The 18,876-nt window shown below is 51.5% G+C and carries 14 protein-coding genes; 12 read left to right on the top strand and 2 right to left on the bottom strand.

All coding sequences use genetic code 11. The features are described 5' to 3' along the window. Positions 1–142: 142 nt before the first annotated feature. From PSTEL_RS19470 to PSTEL_RS19430, 9 genes are all read left to right on the top strand, one after another. Complete coding sequence (locus PSTEL_RS19470; RefSeq protein WP_245624990.1) at positions 143–1,480, top strand: sugar ABC transporter substrate-binding protein; 1,338 nt, start codon at positions 143–145, stop codon at positions 1,478–1,480. 90 nt (positions 1,481–1,570) lie between these two features. Then, positions 1,571–2,881, top strand: coding sequence for a carbohydrate ABC transporter permease (locus PSTEL_RS19465; protein ID WP_038697908.1), 1,311 nt, complete (start codon positions 1,571–1,573; stop codon positions 2,879–2,881). After that, entirely contained in the window at positions 2,878–3,714 is an 837-nt protein-coding gene (locus tag PSTEL_RS19460) for a sugar ABC transporter permease (RefSeq protein ID WP_038697905.1), read from the top strand. Before PSTEL_RS19465 ends, PSTEL_RS19460 begins: the two co-directional genes overlap by 4 nt. Positions 3,715–3,767: 53 nt before the next feature. Further along, positions 3,768–5,534: an alpha-glycosidase gene (locus PSTEL_RS19455; protein WP_038697903.1), complete on the top strand. Its 1,767-nt coding sequence runs from the start codon at positions 3,768–3,770 to the stop codon at positions 5,532–5,534. Positions 5,535–5,574: 40 nt separating this feature from the next. Further along, complete coding sequence (locus PSTEL_RS19450; protein ID WP_038697901.1) at positions 5,575–8,052, top strand: glycoside hydrolase family 31 protein; 2,478 nt, start codon at positions 5,575–5,577, stop codon at positions 8,050–8,052. A gap of 18 nt (positions 8,053–8,070) precedes the next feature. Then, positions 8,071–8,826 carry a tRNA threonylcarbamoyladenosine dehydratase gene (locus PSTEL_RS19445; protein ID WP_038697899.1) on the top strand — a complete coding sequence of 252 codons (756 nt, stop codon included), beginning with the start codon at positions 8,071–8,073 and terminating at the stop codon, positions 8,824–8,826. A gap of 192 nt (positions 8,827–9,018) precedes the next feature. Then, positions 9,019–10,317, top strand: coding sequence for an NCS2 family permease (locus tag PSTEL_RS19440; RefSeq protein ID WP_038697897.1), 1,299 nt, complete (start codon positions 9,019–9,021; stop codon positions 10,315–10,317). Positions 10,318–10,507: 190 nt separating this feature from the next. Beyond that, positions 10,508–12,676, top strand: coding sequence for a HelD family protein (locus PSTEL_RS19435; protein ID WP_038697895.1), 2,169 nt, complete (start codon positions 10,508–10,510; stop codon positions 12,674–12,676). A gap of 342 nt (positions 12,677–13,018) precedes the next feature. Further along, complete coding sequence (locus tag PSTEL_RS19430) at positions 13,019–14,323, top strand: replication-associated recombination protein A (protein ID WP_038697893.1); 1,305 nt, start codon at positions 13,019–13,021, stop codon at positions 14,321–14,323. Positions 14,324–14,483: 160 nt separating this feature from the next. On the opposite strand, the gene mnmA is transcribed toward PSTEL_RS19430, so the two are convergent. Beyond that, positions 14,484–15,602, bottom strand: a complete 1,119-nt coding sequence (mnmA, locus tag PSTEL_RS19425) for a tRNA 2-thiouridine(34) synthase MnmA (protein WP_038697891.1) — start codon at positions 15,600–15,602, stop codon at positions 14,484–14,486. A gap of 229 nt (positions 15,603–15,831) precedes the next feature. On the opposite strand from mnmA, the gene cymR reads away from it, so the two are divergent. Beyond that, on the top strand, positions 15,832–16,251 hold the full coding sequence (gene cymR / locus PSTEL_RS19420; protein ID WP_038697889.1) for a cysteine metabolism transcriptional regulator CymR: 420 nt from the start codon (positions 15,832–15,834) through the stop codon (positions 16,249–16,251). 237 nt (positions 16,252–16,488) lie between these two features. On the opposite strand, the gene PSTEL_RS27185 is transcribed toward cymR, so the two are convergent. Next, positions 16,489–16,647, bottom strand: a complete 159-nt coding sequence (locus PSTEL_RS27185; protein WP_084065192.1) for an aspartyl-phosphate phosphatase Spo0E family protein — start codon at positions 16,645–16,647, stop codon at positions 16,489–16,491. A gap of 494 nt (positions 16,648–17,141) precedes the next feature. Between PSTEL_RS27185 and PSTEL_RS19415 the strand changes: the two genes are divergently transcribed. Continuing rightward, positions 17,142–18,062, top strand: a complete 921-nt coding sequence (locus PSTEL_RS19415; protein ID WP_052098701.1) for a glycoside hydrolase family 25 protein — start codon at positions 17,142–17,144, stop codon at positions 18,060–18,062. A 179-nt stretch (positions 18,063–18,241) separates the two neighbouring features. Then, the gene (locus tag PSTEL_RS19410; RefSeq protein ID WP_038697887.1) at positions 18,242–18,874 is read left to right on the top strand and encodes a DUF1796 family putative cysteine peptidase; all 633 of its coding nucleotides are present in this window, start codon (positions 18,242–18,244) and stop codon (positions 18,872–18,874) included. Positions 18,875–18,876 lie beyond the last annotated feature (2 nt).

Here is an 18,876-nt window from a genome sequence, read left to right as displayed (position 1 = left end):
TAGCAAAAGATTAAACGATTAATCTAAATTTGATTAAAGGAGGTGATGCGGATGTTTAACCCTTTATAAATTAAGGGTTAAATTCATGTTTTGTTGATGATTAAATGTTTTATTTGTATTTATTGTAAGCGTTTAATTACATTTGAAGGGTGGTTTTGCAATGAATAAGAACTTTAGAAAAATGCTGTCCCTACTGTGCGGAATGGTCTTGGTGATTACAACCTCGGCGGGATGCTCGGCAGGAAATTCATCGTCTTCGAACGGTGATCAGCAGGCTGAGCAGCAAGAGGCTGCCAACAATGGAACGGATGCTGCTCAAGAAGAGGAATTGAATCCTGAGCCGGGCGCCAAGCTGATTGTATGGGATGGTAACGATGGAATTTCTTTTCTGAACGAAATCGCCAAAGAATTTTCCAAGAAGTACAACATTCCGGTAGAGGTTCAAGAGCAGGGTGCACCAGAGCAAATGCAAAAAATGAAAACCGATGGACCTGCCGGATTGGCAGCAGACGTGCTCGTTTTGCCGCATGACAACTTGAGTGAAGCTGTTGCAGGCGGATTTGTACTTCCAAACGATTTCTTTGAAGAAGAGACACGGGCGGAGTTTAATGAAACAGCGGTTAATGCGGTTACTAAGGACGGTATTTTGTATGGCTATCCGCGAAATATGGAAACGTACGCTCTTTTTTATAACAAGGATCTCGTTACGGAAAATGATCTGAGCAGCTGGGACAATATCATTAGTTTCTCCAAAACGTACAATGATCCAAGCAAAAAGAAATACGGCTTTATGATGCAGCTTAACAACTTCTATTATGCTTATCCGTTTATCTCCGGCTATAAAGGCTATATTTTTGGCGACGACAACACAAATCCTGATGATATCGGGCTTAACAATGAAGGATCGATTGAAGGGATGAAATACTTCCAGGCGATGCGTGAAATTTTGCCAATGGAGGCTGCTGACGCAACAACTGACGTAAAAACAGGACTGTTTCAGGAGGGCAAGCTCGCGATCAATATGGATGGCGTATGGAATATCGGCAATTTCTCCGACCTTTCATTTGAAGTAGGCATGGTTCCTTTGCCGGAGTTTCCAAACGGGGAACAACCGGATACGTTTGCCGGGATAAAGGCTTATTATGTGAGTGCTTACAGCAAGTATCCGAATGCCGCCAAATTGTTTGCGAGATACGTAACCTCGAAGGAAGCGCTGCTGAAAAACTTTGAAATGACCGGATTTATCCCTGCCCGTAAAGGCATGGAGAATGAACCGGGCATTAAAGATAACGAAATGGTGAGCGGAGCGATCAAGCAGTTCGAGCATTCCGTTGCCATGCCTTCCATATTTGAAATGCAGCAGGTATGGGCGCCTATGGCTAATGCACTTGAGTTGATCTGGAAAGGCGAAGACGTCAAGACAACGCTCGATCGTGCGGTTGAAAATATGAAGCAGGGCATAAAGACATTAAACAAGTAGCAATGAACAAGTACATCCTAAGGTAACGTACAAAGCTGGCGTCGTTCGTACTTCGTGACGGATGGCGCCACCTACGGGAGATGATTTCCAATGATCCAGCATCGAAAATTTGCAGCGTTGTTATCGCTCATCGGTATGGGGTTTGGTCAAATATATAATCGTCAAATGATAAAAGGCATTCTATTATTCTGCGTTCATCTGGCAGCTATTGCGGTAGGAATGGCATTGCCCAGGGCCGTTTGGGGACTTGTAACCTTGGGAGAGCAGGCGGATCACCTTGAGAAAGTGGGCAAGGTTTACGTGAATGTCCGCGGAGACCATTCGATATTCCTCATGATCGAAGGCATGATTGTCATTTTAGCCATGTTTATTCTGATTGCGGTTTATATAGCAAATGTTAGGGATGCCTACAACGTCGGCAAAATGCGTGAACAGGGACTGCCTTCACCTGGTTTTAAGGATACACTTCACGATCTCGGCGGTGTCAAGTTTCCGCAAATGGTTATTTCCCTTCCGCTTTTGCTCGTTGTTTTCTTTACCGTCATGCCGATTCTTTTCATGCTTTTGCTCGCATTTACGAATTATTCCGCTCCGAATTATATCCCTCCGGCTAAGCTCGTAAGCTGGATCGGATTCGAAGGCTTCAAGGATATTTTCACGATCAAAGCATGGAATCAAACGTTCTTTGGGGTAGCGTTCTGGACGCTCGTATGGACGATCTGTGCGACGCTGACTACTTTTGCAGGCGGGTTTGCGGCTGCTTTGATGGTTCAGAAACAGGGAATTCGCTTTAAAGGCTTCTGGCGGACACTCTTTATTATTCCTTATGCGATTCCCCAATTCATTTCACTCCTGATCATGAGAAATATGTTCAATGGAGAATTCGGGCCGATTAATCAATATTTGTCTTATTTTGGTCTAGGTGGTCTGCCTTGGTTAACGGATCCATTTTGGGCAAAATTTACGGTGATTATCGTCAACATCTGGATTGGTTTCCCGATTTCCATGCTGATGATAATAGGTATTCTATCGACGATCTCGAAAGATTTATACGAAGCTGCCGAAATTGACGGGGCGACTCCGCTGCAGCAATTTAATGCAATCACTTTTCCGTCCGTTATGTTTTCCTTTGGTCCTCTGCTCGTAATGTCCTTCGCGGGCAACATTAACAATTTCAATCTGATCTATCTGCTCACGAACGGGAATCCGGCTAATCCGAAATATCAATCGGCAGGCAGCACGGACATTTTGATCACATGGCTGTATAAATTGACGATGGACAGCGGCAAATACAATTTTGCATCGATTATCGGCATTTTTATCTTCATTATTATTGCGTCCTTCGCCATTTCCAATGTCCGCCGTACGAAAGCATTTAAGGAGGAGGATGACTACAGATGACAACATCGAAGCGTAATTTCAGTATGGGCAATCTATTCTGCTACCTCGGATTAATTATTCTCGCAGTTGCCTGCGTATACCCGGCATTATGGGTCGTCATGTCCTCTTTCCGTCCGGGAAATGCCTTGTATAGCGATCAGTTGATTCCGTCATCGTATACGCTGCAGCATTATCGTGATCTATTCGACAAATACCCTTTTGGACAATGGTTTCTGAATACGTTTAAAGTTGCCTTCTTTACGATGATATTCAGCACGATCCTGGTGACGATCACGGGTTATGTATTTTCGCGATTTCGTTTTAAAGGCCGTAAACAAATGATGCTTGGTCTGCTCGTAATCGGGATGTTCCCTGGATTTATGAGTATGATTGCGGTCTATATATTGCTGATGCAGCTTCAGCTGCTGAATACTCACCTGTCGCTGATTTTGGTCTATTCGGCCGGAGCGCCTATGGGATATTTGTACGTGAAAAGCTATTTCGATACGATTCCGCAGAGCTTGGTAGATGCCGCAAAAATAGATGGAGCTGGGCATTTAACCGTATTCAGACGGATCATACTTCCGCTCTCCAAACCGATGCTGGTCTTTATCGGGCTTACTTCCTTCAGCGGCGGGTTCGTTGATTTTATTTTTGCCAACATGGTGTTAAGCACGCCGGAGAAACAGACGCTTGCTGTCGGCCTGTTCCGTATCGTACAAGGAAGGTCAGCGACGGAGTTCACGATGTTCGCTGCCGGCTGTGTTCTGGTCGCTGTGCCGCTCACGCTGTTGTTTGTTTTCCTGCAGCGCTATTTGGTTGAAGGGCTTATGGCCGGAGCGGATAAAGGTTAGGGTGGGCTAATAATGCCGGGTAAAAAAATCAAAAAGGAGTGGGATAACTCTCTATGCAATTAGAAGCTGTTTATCACAGGTCCAATGATTGTTGGGCTTATGGATATAATGAGCGTACGGTTCATGTGCGGATTCGTACGAAGAGAGCGGATATCGAGAAAATTGAAGTGCTTTACGGAGACAAATGCAAGCCGTGGGGAGATATGCAGATGAAGCAGATGGAATTGCTGGCCTCTGACGAGCTTCATGACTATTGGCAGGCTGAGGTAAATCCGCCTTACGGCAGATTGGCTTATGGCTTTCTTCTGACAGAGGGCGAGGAACATATCTGGTTTACGGAGATAGGCTTTGATCAAGCGATGCCGAAGGAGCATTTAGGCTTGTTCGAGTTCCCTTTCCTGCATCCGATTGATCTGCAAAGTCCTCCGGAGTGGGTGAAAAACGCGGTGTTTTACCAAATCTTTCCCGAGCGCTTTGCCAATGGCGATAAAGCGAATGATCCCGCAGGGACGCTGGAGTGGGGCGGCAAGCCGGAATATCGCAACTTCTTTGGCGGCGATTTGCAGGGAGTCATTGATCATCTGGATTACTTGGTTGAGCTCGGAATAACGGTTATTTATTTAAATCCTATATTCGAAGCGCCGGGCAACCACAAATATGACACACAGGATTATATGAAAATTGACCCGCATTTCGGGACCGCTGAAACGTTAAGGAAACTGGTATCCGCTGCTCATAAACGGGGAATTCGCATAATTCTGGATGGAGTGTTCAACCACTGTGGCGTGACGTGGCCGCCATTTCAGGACGTTGTAAAGAACGGGCCGAATTCCAGATATTATCATTGGTTTCATATTCAGGAGTGGCCCCTTCACGAGGTGGATGGGATCCCTACCTACAAAACGTTTGCGTTTGAACAGACGATGCCAAAGCTGAATACCGCCAATCCGGAGGTGCGCGATTATTTCCTTCAGGTCGGCCGCTATTGGATTGAAGAGACGGATATGGACGGATGGCGGCTGGATGTGGCTAACGAAACCGACCATGCATTCTGGAGAGCATTTTCCAAAGAGGTAAAAGAAGTGAAGCCGGATGCTTACATTTTGGGCGAGGTATGGCATGATGGGATGAAGTTCCTGCAAGGGGATCAATTCCACGGAGTTATGAACTATCCAGTTTCGAATGCCATTCTCGATTTCTTTGTATTTCACCATGGGGACGCGCACTCTTTTGCCTCCAGGTTGGGAAGGTATTTGGCAAGATATCCGCAGCAAGTGAACGAAGCCTCTTTCAATCATTTGGATACCCATGATACGGTCCGCTTGCTGACCTTATGTAAGAATGACAAAGCGAAGATGAAGCTGGCTGCAGCTTTTCAGTTCACATTTGTAGGGGCGCCCAGTATTTATTATGGCGATGAAATTGGACTGGACGGCCATTTCGACCCGGATAATCGCAAATGCATGATCTGGGAGGAGGAGAAACAGGATAAGGACTTGCTATCTTTCTATAAAAAGTGTATAAAACTACGTAAAATTCATCCCGCACTTATTTCAGGAACTTTCAGAATAATCTCTGCTGATAAAGGGTCCTCGCTGCTGATATATGAACGCAAGAAGGTTGAGGATCAGCTGATTATAGCGATGAACGCCTCGCCAACACCGGCTCGGGTCGCCGTTTCTTTACCGGCTGGGGAATGGGCGACGGCGGATTTGTCAGGAAATAGCTCGCACAACGGTAAGAAATATCAAGATGAATATTGGACTGAGCTTGGTCCTTATGGATTTTGTATTTTAGAGAAAAAAGGAAACATGATGTGAACTATACTGAAAAAATAGAAAATAGGAGTGGTGAACCATCATGCATACAAGTGAGGAAATTCACCCGGATCAAATAGAAAGCGGATATGCTTCGAACTTTCGTGATATAGGTCCATTTGTAGACTATGAGCGTGAAGATACACATGTAGTGATATACGGCAAACAGTCGAGTATTACCGTACGCATGGTTACTCCGGATATTGTGCGGATTTCCGGATCGCTGGCTGGAAGCTCTGTCATGATAGAGCCTTCAAAGGCAATTTTATCGTATGAGCCGCTTGAAGGCTGGAAGGTCTCTGAGACGGACAATGAGTTGGAGATTACAGGAGGGAATATAGTCCTCGTTGTTAATAAATACGATATGTCATTCACAGTGAAGGCGGCGCAAGACATCCTGTGCGGAACTTACAAGCTATCCTTCTCCGATATAGCTATGCGATGCCAGGGAAGCATGGACGACGGAGCAGTCATATACGGCCTGGGAGAGACTACGGGATACTTGAATAAACGCGGTGAAAGATACACGATGTGGAATTCCGATGTGTTTGACCCGCATGTGCCGGATACGGAGTCCCTATATCAATCTATCCCGCTGCTGATTCACCATTCGGTCCGTCATTCCTTTGGATTGTTTATTGATTATCCGGGCAGAACCGTAGTGGATTTGCGTGAATCGTCAGACAGCTATTCTATTGAAACGGCTAATCGAGAGATGGATTTATATGTCATTACGGGCCCGAAGCTTAAGGATGTTGTCGCGCGTTATTCGATTTTAACGGGTAAAATGCCCCTTCCTCCGCTGTGGTCCCTCGGCTACCAGCAGTCCAGATTCAGTTATATGAATCAGGAGGAAGTGATTACGCTTGCGCATCATTTTAGAAACAAGGTCATTCCTTGTGATGTTATTTACCTGGATATTCACTATATGAAAGAATATAAGGTATTTACTTTTGATGAGGAAAGGTTCCCTGATCCGGCGGGCATGATGAAGGAGCTCAAGGAGTTGGGCTTCCGTATCGTTCCGATCGTTGACCCCGGGGTAAAAGTTCAGGCTGGATATGCGGTATACGAACAGGGCATTAGTGATGGGCGCTTTTGCCAGACACCGGGCGGCAATCCGTATGTCGGTGATGTGTGGCCGGGACCAAGCGTATTCCCTGATTTTACGGATGAATCTACTCGTGAATGGTGGGGCGCCCTACATCAATTTTACGTTAACTACGGAATCAGCGGAATATGGAACGACATGAATGAGCCTAGTGTTTTTAATTCCCCGACGAAAACGATAGATGAGAGCGTGGTTCACCGCAATGGCGGAAACCCCAAGACACATGGTGAATTGCACAATATTTATGGCTTGTTGATGAGTCAAGCTACTTATGAGGGCATGGGGAAGCTGCTTCAGGGTGAAAGACCGTTCGTCTTAACGAGAGCCGGGTATGCCGGAATACAGCGTTACGCCGCGGTCTGGACAGGAGATAACCGCAGTTATTGGGATCATCTGAGATTGTCGATTTCGATGGGACTTAACCTTGGTCTTTCCGGTATTGCCTTTTGTGGATCTGACATCGGTGGATTTATGCACCATGCTTCAGGGGAGCTGTTGGCGCGATGGACGCAGCTTGGCGCATTTACTCCGTTCTGCAGAAATCACAGCGCGATCGATACACGCGATCAGGAGCCATGGACTTTTGATTCAGAGGTGGAAGAGATTTGCAGGCAGTATATTGATTTAAGGTATCGGATGCTTCCCTATCTTTATTCTCTTTTTTACGAGTCAACCTGCTCGGGACTACCGATTATGCGGCCGCTTGTATTGGAATATCCTGAGGATCTCAATACGTACCATTTGTCCGATCAATTTCTGCTAGGCCAGGATTTACTTATTGCACCGATTTGTGAGCCAGGAAAGCAGCACCGGATCGTTTACTTACCCGAAGGCATCTGGTACGACTATTGGAATGGAACTCGTTATGAAGGCGGGTCTCATATTATAGCGCATGCGCCGCTTGATATTTTGCCGATGTATGTGAGGGGGGGAGCGATTATTCCTCTGACGCGGCCAGTGCAGCATACAGGTGAAGGTAATTGGAGTGATCTTGATATTCACTTGTATGCTCAAGGCGGGCTGGATCAGGCCGGGACTCGTAGGGAGGCTGAGCATCGCTCAGACATTCGAGGTTCATTTTCACTTTATGAGGACGATGGAAGAAGTGATCAGTACCTTCAAGGAGCTTACAATATCATTCAACTGCAGACAGAAGAAAGTAAAGGCCTGTTTACGATCAAAGCGGCTTATCAAGTTTGCGGCCTGGGGCCAGACGATAAATCCATACGTTATACCGTCCATCATCTTTCCTTTGTTCCAAGAACGGTGAGCCGGATTTCCAAGGTTCATGATATGAACCAGCTTGAGGAGCAGAGTTCTGGATGGTATTATGACAAACAGGACAATCAACTGTATATTAAAACAACGCTAGCGGGTTTGCAGGAGGTTGAACTTATCGTCAGGGGATAAATGGGAGGTTAGCAGACAATGCTTCATCAATTTTCACGGACAGAGCTTGCCATTGGCGCTGAAGGCCTGGATATATTGAACAATAGCACCGTAGCCGTCCTGGGCATAGGCGGCGTAGGCTCCATGGCGGTCGAAGCTCTAGCCCGAACCGGTGTGGGACGCATCATTCTTATTGACAAGGATTCGGTCGACATTACGAACATCAACCGCCAGATTCACGCCCTGACCACGACGATCGGGCAGAAGAAGGCGGATCTCATGGTCGAGCGCGTCAAGCTGATCAATCCGGGATGCGAAGCGATCGCGCTGAACATGTTCTATACCGATGAAACGTACGAGGAGTTGTTCAAGTACAAGCTGGATTACGTACTGGACGCCTCGGATACGATTTTCTACAAAATCCATCTGATCAAGCAGTGTCTGGCCCGCAAAATCCCGATGATTTCAAGCATGGGCGCGGCCAACAAAATGGACCCGACGAAGTTTCAGGTTGCGGATATTTCCAAGACCTCGATGGACCCGATTGCCCGGGTCATCCGTCAGAAACTGCGTAAAGACGGTATCAAGAAAGGCGTGAAGGTCGTCTTTTCCACGGAAGAGCCGATCAAGCCGCGCCAGGATGTCACGGACAAGATCGTGCCGGAGAATGCGCCGGATATCCGGAAGGCGAAGCAGCCGCCTGCGAGCAATGCGTTCGTTCCGCCGGTGGCGGGGCTGATTATGGTCAGCGTCGCCGTCAAGGAGCTGCTGGAAGCCGGCGGCGTCACAATCTAACAGCGGGCCAAGGCCCGGATGGGACAAGGAGGGGCGAGCGCCGTCGGAGGCGTCTCGCCCTTTTTGACTGCGGTGCGGCTGGTGTCTTTGGCGTTCGGGACTGCCGCGCGTATGTTAAGCATGGCGCCCGTTGCGTCTGGCTATTACTATAAGGCGCCTGGCTTTTACAATATGGTACGGAGGTGTCCAGACATGAACAACAGCTTTTGGAGCCGCAGCCTCGGCCTGGAGCCCGAATATGTACGGAGAAAAGAGTGGGCTGCCGGACTCATCTCTTATTTTGCATCGGTCTACATCGTGATGGTCAACGCGGCTATCCTGCAGGATGCAGGAATGCCGCTGCGGGCGGGGATGGTGGCAACGCTGCTGACGGCCGTATGCGGCTGTCTGCTGATGGCGTTCGTTGGAAAGACGCCGATTATAGTGGTGCCCGGCATGGGAATCAACGCATTTTTCACCTATACGCTGGTGCATTCCATGAAGCTGGACTGGAGAGAGGCGCTGGCGGTAGTATCGGTTACCGGGGTGTTGTTCGTGGCGGTGGCGTTCACTTCGCTGTACCGCATTCTGAGCGACGCTATTCCGTCCAATCTCCGGCACGCGATCACCGTCGGGATCGGGCTGTTTCTGACCTTTATCGGCCTGCAAAAAAGCGGCATCGTCATCGCCCATAAGACGACGTTCGTCGCGATCGGCCACTTCAGCGACCCCGCCGTCATCACCTCCTGCGTTACGCTGGTCCTGGCGCTGGTGCTGCATCTGTGGGGCACGCGGGGCGGACTCTTGATCAGCATGTTCGCAGGCACTCTCCTGGCCTATCTGCTTGGCGCCGGTCATGGGCGGGAGAACGCGGGGACGGGGCATCTCTTTGAAGGTTACGGCCAGGTCTTTCTTGGCCTGGATATGGGAGGGACGCTCAGTCTCGTATTCTGGATTGCCGTCTTTCTCCTGCTGCTGATCGTGGTCTTCGAGAACATCGGCCTGATCTCGGCCCAGACGACGATGACCGGGCATCCCGAGCGCTTCAAGAGCAGCCTGCGGGCGCTCTCGCTCGTCAACATCGCTGCCGGACTCCTGGGCAGCAGTCCCGCCGTCGCGGCCGCCGAATCGACCGCGGGAATAGCGGCCGGAGGACGCTCCGGCCTGACCTCGCTTGCCGCGGGCCTGATGTTCGCCGCGACCTTCCTGTTCATTCCGGCGCTTGTCTACGTGCCGGACAGCGCCATCGCGCCGGTTCTGATCATCATCGGCGGCCTCATGATGCAGCATGTGCAGGTGATGGATTTCAGCGATCCGACAGAGGCCTTTCCGGCCTTTCTGATCCTGGTCATGATTCCCTTCACATACAGCATTGTCGACGGAATGGCCTTCGGCTTCATCACCTATCCGATCGCCAAGCTTGCGCTTCGCAGAGGCGCGGAGGTGCCGCCCGCTTTGTACGGAATCGCGGGCCTGTTCCTGGCGAATTTCGTTCTTCATGCGCTGCTATAGGGCCTTGCGGAGCTTGTGCGGGAATTCTTGGCATTCCATTGGCCATTATGATACAATAAGACTCCTTTTTGAATTTGAGCGCGTCTGAACCCGCTGGTAAGGATGCGCCCTGCTGATCGGACATACAAGCCGGTTTTGCCTTAAGGGACGGGTGGGTATGCCCCGTAATACTTTTAGGAGGTAACTGAAATTGGAGGACAAGTTTCAAAGTGCCTATCAAGAGGAACAGGAAAGGCTGAACGCCGCGCTTGAAGAGATTGACCGGCAGCTTGAGAAGCTGCGCAATACACCGGTATACACCGGGCATGAATACACCGAGCAGGTGCTGGAGGCTTCGAGGGAACAGAGAAGGAACAATCTGTCGAAACTTCGGACGGAGCCGTATTTTGGACGGCTGGATTTTCAGGAAGGCGGTCAGGGTGAGCGCAAGCCGCTCTATATCGGCAAAATCGGCGCAGACCGCGAGCAGGCCTCCGACCGTCCGCTTGTTATCGACTGGCGGGCTCCGGTAGCCAGCCTGTTCTACTCGTTCACCGGAGGAACGGAGCCGGCATCCTACGAGTCGCCTGACGGAATCGTCGAGGGCCTGGTGTATCTGAAACGAAATGTCGTCATCCGCAAACGCATTCTGGAGCGGGTGGCCGACACCTATGACCGCGAGAGCGACGGCCCCGCCGTCTCGGACGAATTCCTTGTCTACCGTCTCGGGGAGAACAAGGATAACCGGCTGCGGGATATCGTGTCGACGATTCAGGAAGAGCAGGACCGGATTATCCGGGCTGCCAAAAATACCGCGCTCATCATCCAGGGCGTGGCGGGCAGCGGAAAGACGACGGTCGCGCTGCACCGGCTCGCTTTTTTGCTGTATCAGTATAAGGAGCAGGTCTCGGCGGAGCGGATGATCATTTTTGCCCCGAACCGGATGTTCCTGGACTACATCTCCGACGTGCTGCCGGAGCTTGGTGTTGGCAACATCCAGCAGAGCACTTTCGCGGACTGGGCCGCAGAGCTGCTGGGCCTTGAGCTGACGGACACCGGCGTGATGGAGACGCTCAACCGCTGGTTCGAGAATAAGGGGGCAATGCCTGTCCTTACTGAGGAGACGCCGGAGCGCTTCAAGGGTTCCACGAAGCTGATAGGCGTTATTGAAGAAGCGGTGTCGCTGCTGGAGTCGGGAGCGGTTCCCGAAGGCGATTTCTCGCCCTGGGAAGGCGCCGTCCTCCCCCGGCGGATGATTATGCGCTGGTACAAGGAGGAATACGCTCCGTATCCGCCGGCGAAGCGCAAGGAACGGGTGATGGCCCGGATTCATCGGTGGATCGAAATGGAGCTGAAGAAGAGCCCTTCCGCCGCGGCGCTGAAGGACCGCAAGAAGAAGGGCGCGCAGCGGGAGAAGGCGTATGCCGGCAAGTGGCCCAAATATGATCCGCTGACGATCTACAAGCAGATTTTCCGGGCCGTGAAGCCGCCCGCCGATTGGCCTGCGGATGAGCCGGAGAAGATTCCGGCCGCCGTAATGAAATCGACGCGCGCGCAGCTCAAGAAGGGGCATGTGCTGGAGGAGGACCTTCCGCCGCTGCTGTACATTCATTATCTGTTGAACGGAGACGAGGGGGTGCAGAAATTCGACCATATCGTCATAGACGAGGCCCAGGATTTCTCGCCTTTTCAGATTGCTGTGCTGGATCTGTATGCCCGCAATCATTCATTCACCATTCTCGGGGATTTATCACAGGGGATTCACGCCTACAAGGGCGTGCATGAATGGCGCGAGATGCAGGAGCTGTTCGCTCCGGAGCATACGTCGTATCATGCACTGACGCGAAGCTACCGGTCGACCATGGAAATCATTGATTTTGCCAATGGGATTCTGAGGGGCGGCGTGAAGAGCGATTTGCTGGCCGTTCCGGTGTTCCGAAGCGGCAATCCTGTGCGGCTTCTTAAATACGGAGCAAGCCGGACGGAGGATATCTCCGCTGCGCTCGCCGAGCTGTCCAGCCGCGATTACCGCACCGTGGCGGTGCTGACGCGGACGCTGGCAGATGCCGAAGCCCTGTTCGCGGAACTGTCTGTCCGGTTCGAGGACGTTCACCTGATTGACGGCAGTATGACCGAGTATCAGGGAGGACTGTCGGTTCTGCCGCTGTACCTGTCCAAAGGGCTCGAATTCGATGCGGCCATCGTTGCCGACGCGGACTTAAGCTCATACGGTGAGGCGGCATGGGACGCCAAGCTCCTGTATGTCGGCTGCACCCGGGCGCTGCATGAGCTGTGGCTGCTGCATAACGGACAGCAGCCTTCATATCTCGTGAAGGCGGCCGAAGAAAGCGAAGCGGCGGAAGGTTGGCAGGTCAAGTAAAGAAGGGGCGTTATTAGCCTAAGGTTCTCTTGGGGTTCTCTTGGCTTTCTCTTGGTATCTCTTGGCCTTGCCGGATGGCATATAACCGGGTTAGCAATATGGGGAGCATGTGCAGCCGAAGGGCCGCCATGCTCCCTTTCTTTTTACGCATATGGTCATTAACAGGCTGTGAGCTATCTGATGGATGGGAAGAACGGCATGAACCGCTCAACCCGCATCCACCCATCTCCCCGCGCAAGCGGACGATGCTTCATGCGAGTTTCGGGAGGATCGGAACACCTGTGCTCTTTGACCGCGTAAATGGTATGATAGAGTCATATCGCATTGGCAAGGAGTGTCGACATGGATTTGTTTTCGTTCGAGGAGGAGACGCGTGACGGGCGTCTCTTGGCCGACCGCATGCGGCCGGAAACTCTTGATGAATATATCGGACAGGAGCATATCGTGGGCAAAGGAAAGCTTCTTCGCCGGGCTATTGAAGCGGACCAGGTCTCTTCCATTCTGCTGTACGGGCCGCCCGGCTGCGGCAAGACGACGCTTGCCCATATTATCTCCCACCAGACGAAAGGCGAATTCGTCCGCCTGAACGCAGTGGAAGCGAGCGTTAAGGATGTCAGGGAAGTCATTGAGCGCGCACAGAACTCCAAATCGCTGTACGGCACGAAGACGATCCTGTTTCTGGACGAGGTGCACCGCTTCAACAGCTCCCGCCAGGATGCGCTGCTGCCGGCTGTTGAGAAGGGAACGATTATTTTCATCGGGGCGACGACCGAGAATCCGTTCCATTATGTGAATGGCGCGCTCATGAGCCGGTCCACGCTGTTCCAGCTGGAGGCGCTCGGCAAGACCCACAGCCTGGAGGCGATGAAGAGAGCACTTGCCGACAAGGACAAGGGCCTTGGGTTTATGGACCTTCAGGTGGACGATGCCGCGCTTGAGCACATCGCCACCATGGCGAACGGCGACATTCGCCGCGCGCTGAATGCGCTGGAGCTGGCCGCCATGACAACTCCGCCCGACAGCGGCGGGACGGTTCACGTCACGCTGGAGGTGGCGGAGGATTCCATCCGGCGGCCGACCGTGAAGGCGGACGAGTCGACGCAGTACGACGTGCTGTCCGCCTTCCACAAGAGCATCCGCGGCTCCAGCGACGCTGCGCTGTTCTGGTTCCTCTATGCCGTCGAGAAGCTCGGCATGGACCCCATTGTGTTCATCCGCCGGCTGATCGCGGCGGCGAGCGAGGACATCGGCCTGGCGAATCCGCAGGCGATGGTACAGGCGGTCAGCGCGCTGGAGGCGTACCGCAACAACGGCTGGCCGGAGGCGAGGCTCAACATCGCCCAGGCGATTCTGTTCGCCGTGGAGAGCCCGAAGTCGAACGCCGTCTACATGGCGATATCGCGGGCCACCTCGGCGATCGAGGAGCTGAAATCCGCCGAGGTGCCGCTGCATCTGCGGGATACGCATTACAAGGGCTCCGCGCAGCTCGGGCATGCAGGCTACAAATACCCGCATGATTATCCGGGCCACTTCGTGAAGCAGCAGTATTTGCCGGACGCCATTTCGCGCCGGGTGTTCTATCAGGCGACGGAGCAGGGCAACGAGGCGAAGATCCGGCATAACCAGGGGCTGCGGAGAGAGCAGTAGACGGACTTTGCGGCAGGATTCAATCCGCCTGCTTCCGCTTCAGTCTGCTCAAGCCTGTCCCGCCGTTTCATCGCGCATTACTAAAAAAGGTGTCCGGCAAGCCGCTGTGTTTCTCGGCTTGCTGGACACCTTATGTTTATCGTCTTATGCTTAACTCGGTTTACTGATGCTGCGGCACAACCTTCTTGGCGTATTCGATAATGCCGCCGCCCAGGCAGATTTCACCGTCATAAAATACGACGGCCTGTCCGGGCGTAATGGCTTTCTGCGGCACGTCGAAAGCGACATGGAACAGGCCATCCTCACGCTTTGTCAGCGTGACGCCCTGGTCCGGCTGGCGGTAGCGGAACTTGGCAGTGCAGCGGACGGCATCGCCCGAAGGCATATCGCCGCTGATCCAGTTCACGCCAGAGGCGACCAGGCCGGTTGAATACAGGCTGTGGTGCTTGTCGCCCTGGACGACGTACAGGATGTTCTTCTCCAGATCCTTCTCGGCGACGAACCACGGTTCGCCCGTACCGGAGCCGCCGATGCCGAGGCCCTGGCGCTGACCGAGCGTGTAGTACATCAGGCCGTCATGACGGCCTTTGACTTCGCCTGTCGCGATGTCCACCATATTCCCGGATTTGGCGGGAAGATACTGGCTCAGGAACTCGCGGAAGTTGCGCTCTCCGATGAAGCAGACACCCGTGCTGTCCTTTTTCTTAGCTGTGTACAGACCCGCTTCTTCAGCGATCCGGCGGACCTCCGGCTTCGGCAGGTGGCCGATCGGGAACATGGCCTTGGACAACTGCTCCTGATTCAGCGCATTCAGGAAATAGGTTTGGTCCTTGTTGCCATCCACACCGCGAAGCAGCTTGTACTGTCCGTTCTCTTCCACAACGCGCGCATAGTGGCCGGTTGCGACATAATCGGCGCCAAGCTGCAGCGCCTTGTTCAGAAATTCGCCGAACTTGATCTCCCGGTTGCACATAACGTCGGGATTCGGCGTGCGTCCCGCTTTGTATTCATCGAGAAAGTAAGTAAACACCTTGTCATAGTATTCTTTCTCAAAATTTACGGTATAGTAAGGGATATCGATCTGCTCGCATACGCGGCGGACATCCTCGGCGTCGGTTTCTGCCGTGCACACACCGAACTCGTCAGTGTCATCCCAATTTTTCATAAAAATCCCGATCACGTCATAGCCCTGCTGCTTCAGCAGGAGCGCGGTAACCGAGGAGTCTACGCCCCCCGACATGCCCACGATAACACGGGTGTCTTGTATTGCTTTTGCCATCATGGTCACCTCTTTATGTTCCAGAATATGAAATACGTGATCCCTAGTGTCCACTGGAGAAATACACGTAAATGAAAAAAATTGTCTTTTGTTGTTTCAAATCAGCCTTCGAATATGTTAACATAAATTCAAGAGCGGTCATCGGAATACGCTGATTTTTTAGATATTACTGTTTTGACCAACTACTAATTATACTATACCCAGCTATAATATTGAAAGAGGTGTCCCTTTGAAAATATCGACAAAAGGCCGATATGGATTAACTATTATGATGGAGCTTGCCGCCAGATTCGGCGAAGGTCCGACATCGTTGAAGAGCATCGCCGAGAAGAACGGCTTGTCCGAGCATTACCTGGAGCAGCTTATTGCTCCGCTTCGCAATGCCGGCCTGGTCAAGAGCATCCGGGGCGCTTATGGCGGTTATGTACTTTCCCGCGAAGCCGACAGCATCACAGCCGGAGATATTATCCGCGTGCTGGAAGGTCCGATTTCTCCGGTGGATTTCACCGAGGAAGATGACCCGGCCAAGCGTGACCTGTGGCTGCGCATCCGCGACAGCATCGCCGATGTGCTGGACTCCACGACCTTATCCAACCTGATCACCTTTAAGGAAGAGACGCACACGGATAATTATATGTTTTATATTTAACGTGGTGGAAGTACCTGCGCGATTGCTTCAAAAATGCCTACTGGCTTCGGCTGGTGGGCCATTTTGCTTTGTATCACCGACGCCGATTTCCTGGTCGCTTGCTTGAACAGTGCCCGAGTCTTCATCTGGTTTCGTCTAGTTACCGACCCAAATATTATCGGGATCGGTTGAAGTTCCGTGTTACCGCTAAAAATATGAGGACCTGCAGCCAAATGCGCTGCAGGTCCCTTTTTGCTGTTATGCGTTTCTAAGCTGAAGCATTCTTTGGTACTGGTTAAGCAACTCGTCTAATCGTTGACTAGCGTCAATTAACTCCGGATCGGAGAGTAATCTATACGTTGCTAATTTGTTCAATTCCAACCGGAGTTCTTCGATTCTCAGAATAACCTCTTCCAAGACGAACAGCTCCCTATCATCCGTATATATATGTCATCCGTCCGTCGTGCACTACGGATCGTGACAAGGATATCCTGGGCTATTCGGGCAAGAGGTTGTATCGATCCGGATCTCACTATTAAAAAAGGAATAGTCGCAAATTTGCTCATCTATAGTTTCGCTACTAACTTCTAAAATCCTCCAAAATGTGGGGGATCTATATAAGAAGCCAGAGAGGCAAGAGAGCGTTGAGGATCAGCATATAATTCGAGTAAAAATGTCCTCCTCAAAATCTTTGGGGAGGACATTTTTTCGCAAACTGCTTACGAGCATAGAGACAATTGCGCAGCGGCCTCTGCCTTATTTTCCAATCTAAAAATTAGACCCCGAGTCCAAAATGCTATTTATAGCTGCTATCCCTCTTGTTTCATGTTAGAAACGAACAATCAGCCGGCTTTAGTCCAAGCCATTGCCGTTTAAGCTGCATGTACTATCAATGAAAGGATGTGAGCCTTATGCAAGCAAGGAACAGTAATAATGCGCAAGGCATCGACATTTCGCATCATAACGGCGTAGTGGATTGGATGAAGGTCAAGGGAGATGGGATCCGTTTTGCTTTTCTCAAAGCGAGCGAGGGATCAACCTACAAGGACAGCACTTTTCCGGGCCACGTCAAGGCAGCCCGGGCGGCCGGAGTTCTGGTTGGTCCTTACCATTTCGTAAATGCGGCGAGCGAGGCGGCAGCGAAGGTGGAGGCAGCTAATTTCTATGCGGCCATCCAGTCGGCCGGTGGCATCGCTGTTATGGACCTGCCGCCGGTCATGGATTACGAGGACAATAAGAGCGGGCTGAGCAAGGCGCAAATCAGCGCCGTTGCCGCTGCCTTCCTGGCGGAAATCGAGCGTTTGACCGGCATCCGGCCGATTGTATACACCGGGAATTCATTCGCGGCTAATTTCACGGAGGCTATCGGCAAGTACCCGCTATGGGTTGCCCGGTACAGTACACAGCCGCCGACGGATGTTGCGGCGTGGTCCCGCTGGGATTTTTGGCAGTACAGCGACGGTCAATCCGGAGGTTATCGCCCGGCGGGCGGGCGCGCAGTGGCAGGCGTGTCGGGGCTGCCGGATCTTAATGAATATGCCGGAACGGTTGAAGAGCTGAAGGCCAAATTTTCCAAATCAAAAGGGGATGTGGGCAGCGTGGCAGAACGGGATATTGAACAAGTAAGCAAGTGGGCGGAGACAGCTTGGAAAGAAATGCAGGACAACGGTTATTTTGACGGCACGCGGCCGGGAGCGGGGATTACCCGTGAAGAGGCAGCCATGGTCTTCAGCCGGATGCGAACAAACTTCCTGACCCTAATCGCCGGGAATAAGGAGACTATTGCTGCGCTTGAGAAGCGAATGACTGCCATCGAGAAAGAGGTTAAATAATTCATGGACTCTGCTGGCACACCTCCGGTGAGCCAGTTATTTTAACAATGCCTGAATTTGAAATTTCCGCTACACAGGTTACCCGCCTTGACCCAGCCAGATCAGACTTCATCCACCTATACGATCCCATCCAAGCGGACATAAGCTAACTCAGAAACTATCAAGGGAGTGGGATTGTTATGCACCTTAAGGAACTGCGGAGAACTTATGATGCCGTGTTCAGCCTGGGATGTACTTGTCTAACCGCAACGCAGCTTAAACGTGCCGGACTCCGGAAGGAGAGCGGTCCGTTTGACTGGATGTACAGCTACGGGCTGTCCCACATCAACAAGGTTTTACGTAACGAGTTTGACAGTTATATGGAGCCTGAAAATTTGATCGCTGAAGGCCTGGATTACCATCATGTCAACTACCTGGTCCGGGACCGTGAATATGGGTTGGTGTCGGCTCATGACTTCAGCATTGAGCATAATACTCCGGCTGACTTATCCGCCGCTTATCCTGAATTCAGGGAAAGGACCGACAGGAGGACAACGCGGATGCTGGAACGTCTGCAGAGTAGCAAATCCATCCTCTTTGTAAGGGTCGGCGGTGAACGGAATGAAATTATCGAGCTGGAACAGATTCTTCAGGACAAGGTAAAGGGAGATTTCGCGCTGCTTGTGGTTAACTATGCGAATGAAGCTAGATTATGGCATGACGATTATAATTTGCCCCATACCTGTGTAGTACAGTTCCCGGCGGCGAATGAGGTGTGGAAAGGAAATAATTTTTACTGGGATACGGTCTTCTACCAAGTCAAGCTTGTTTGATC

The sequence above is a fragment of the Paenibacillus stellifer genome (genome assembly GCF_000758685.1).
In the GTDB taxonomy this organism is placed as follows: domain Bacteria; phylum Bacillota; class Bacilli; order Paenibacillales; family Paenibacillaceae; genus Paenibacillus_AQ; species Paenibacillus_AQ stellifer.
The sequence above is the reverse complement of the archived record's forward strand: the minus strand, read 5'-3'. Positions and strand labels throughout refer to the sequence as shown.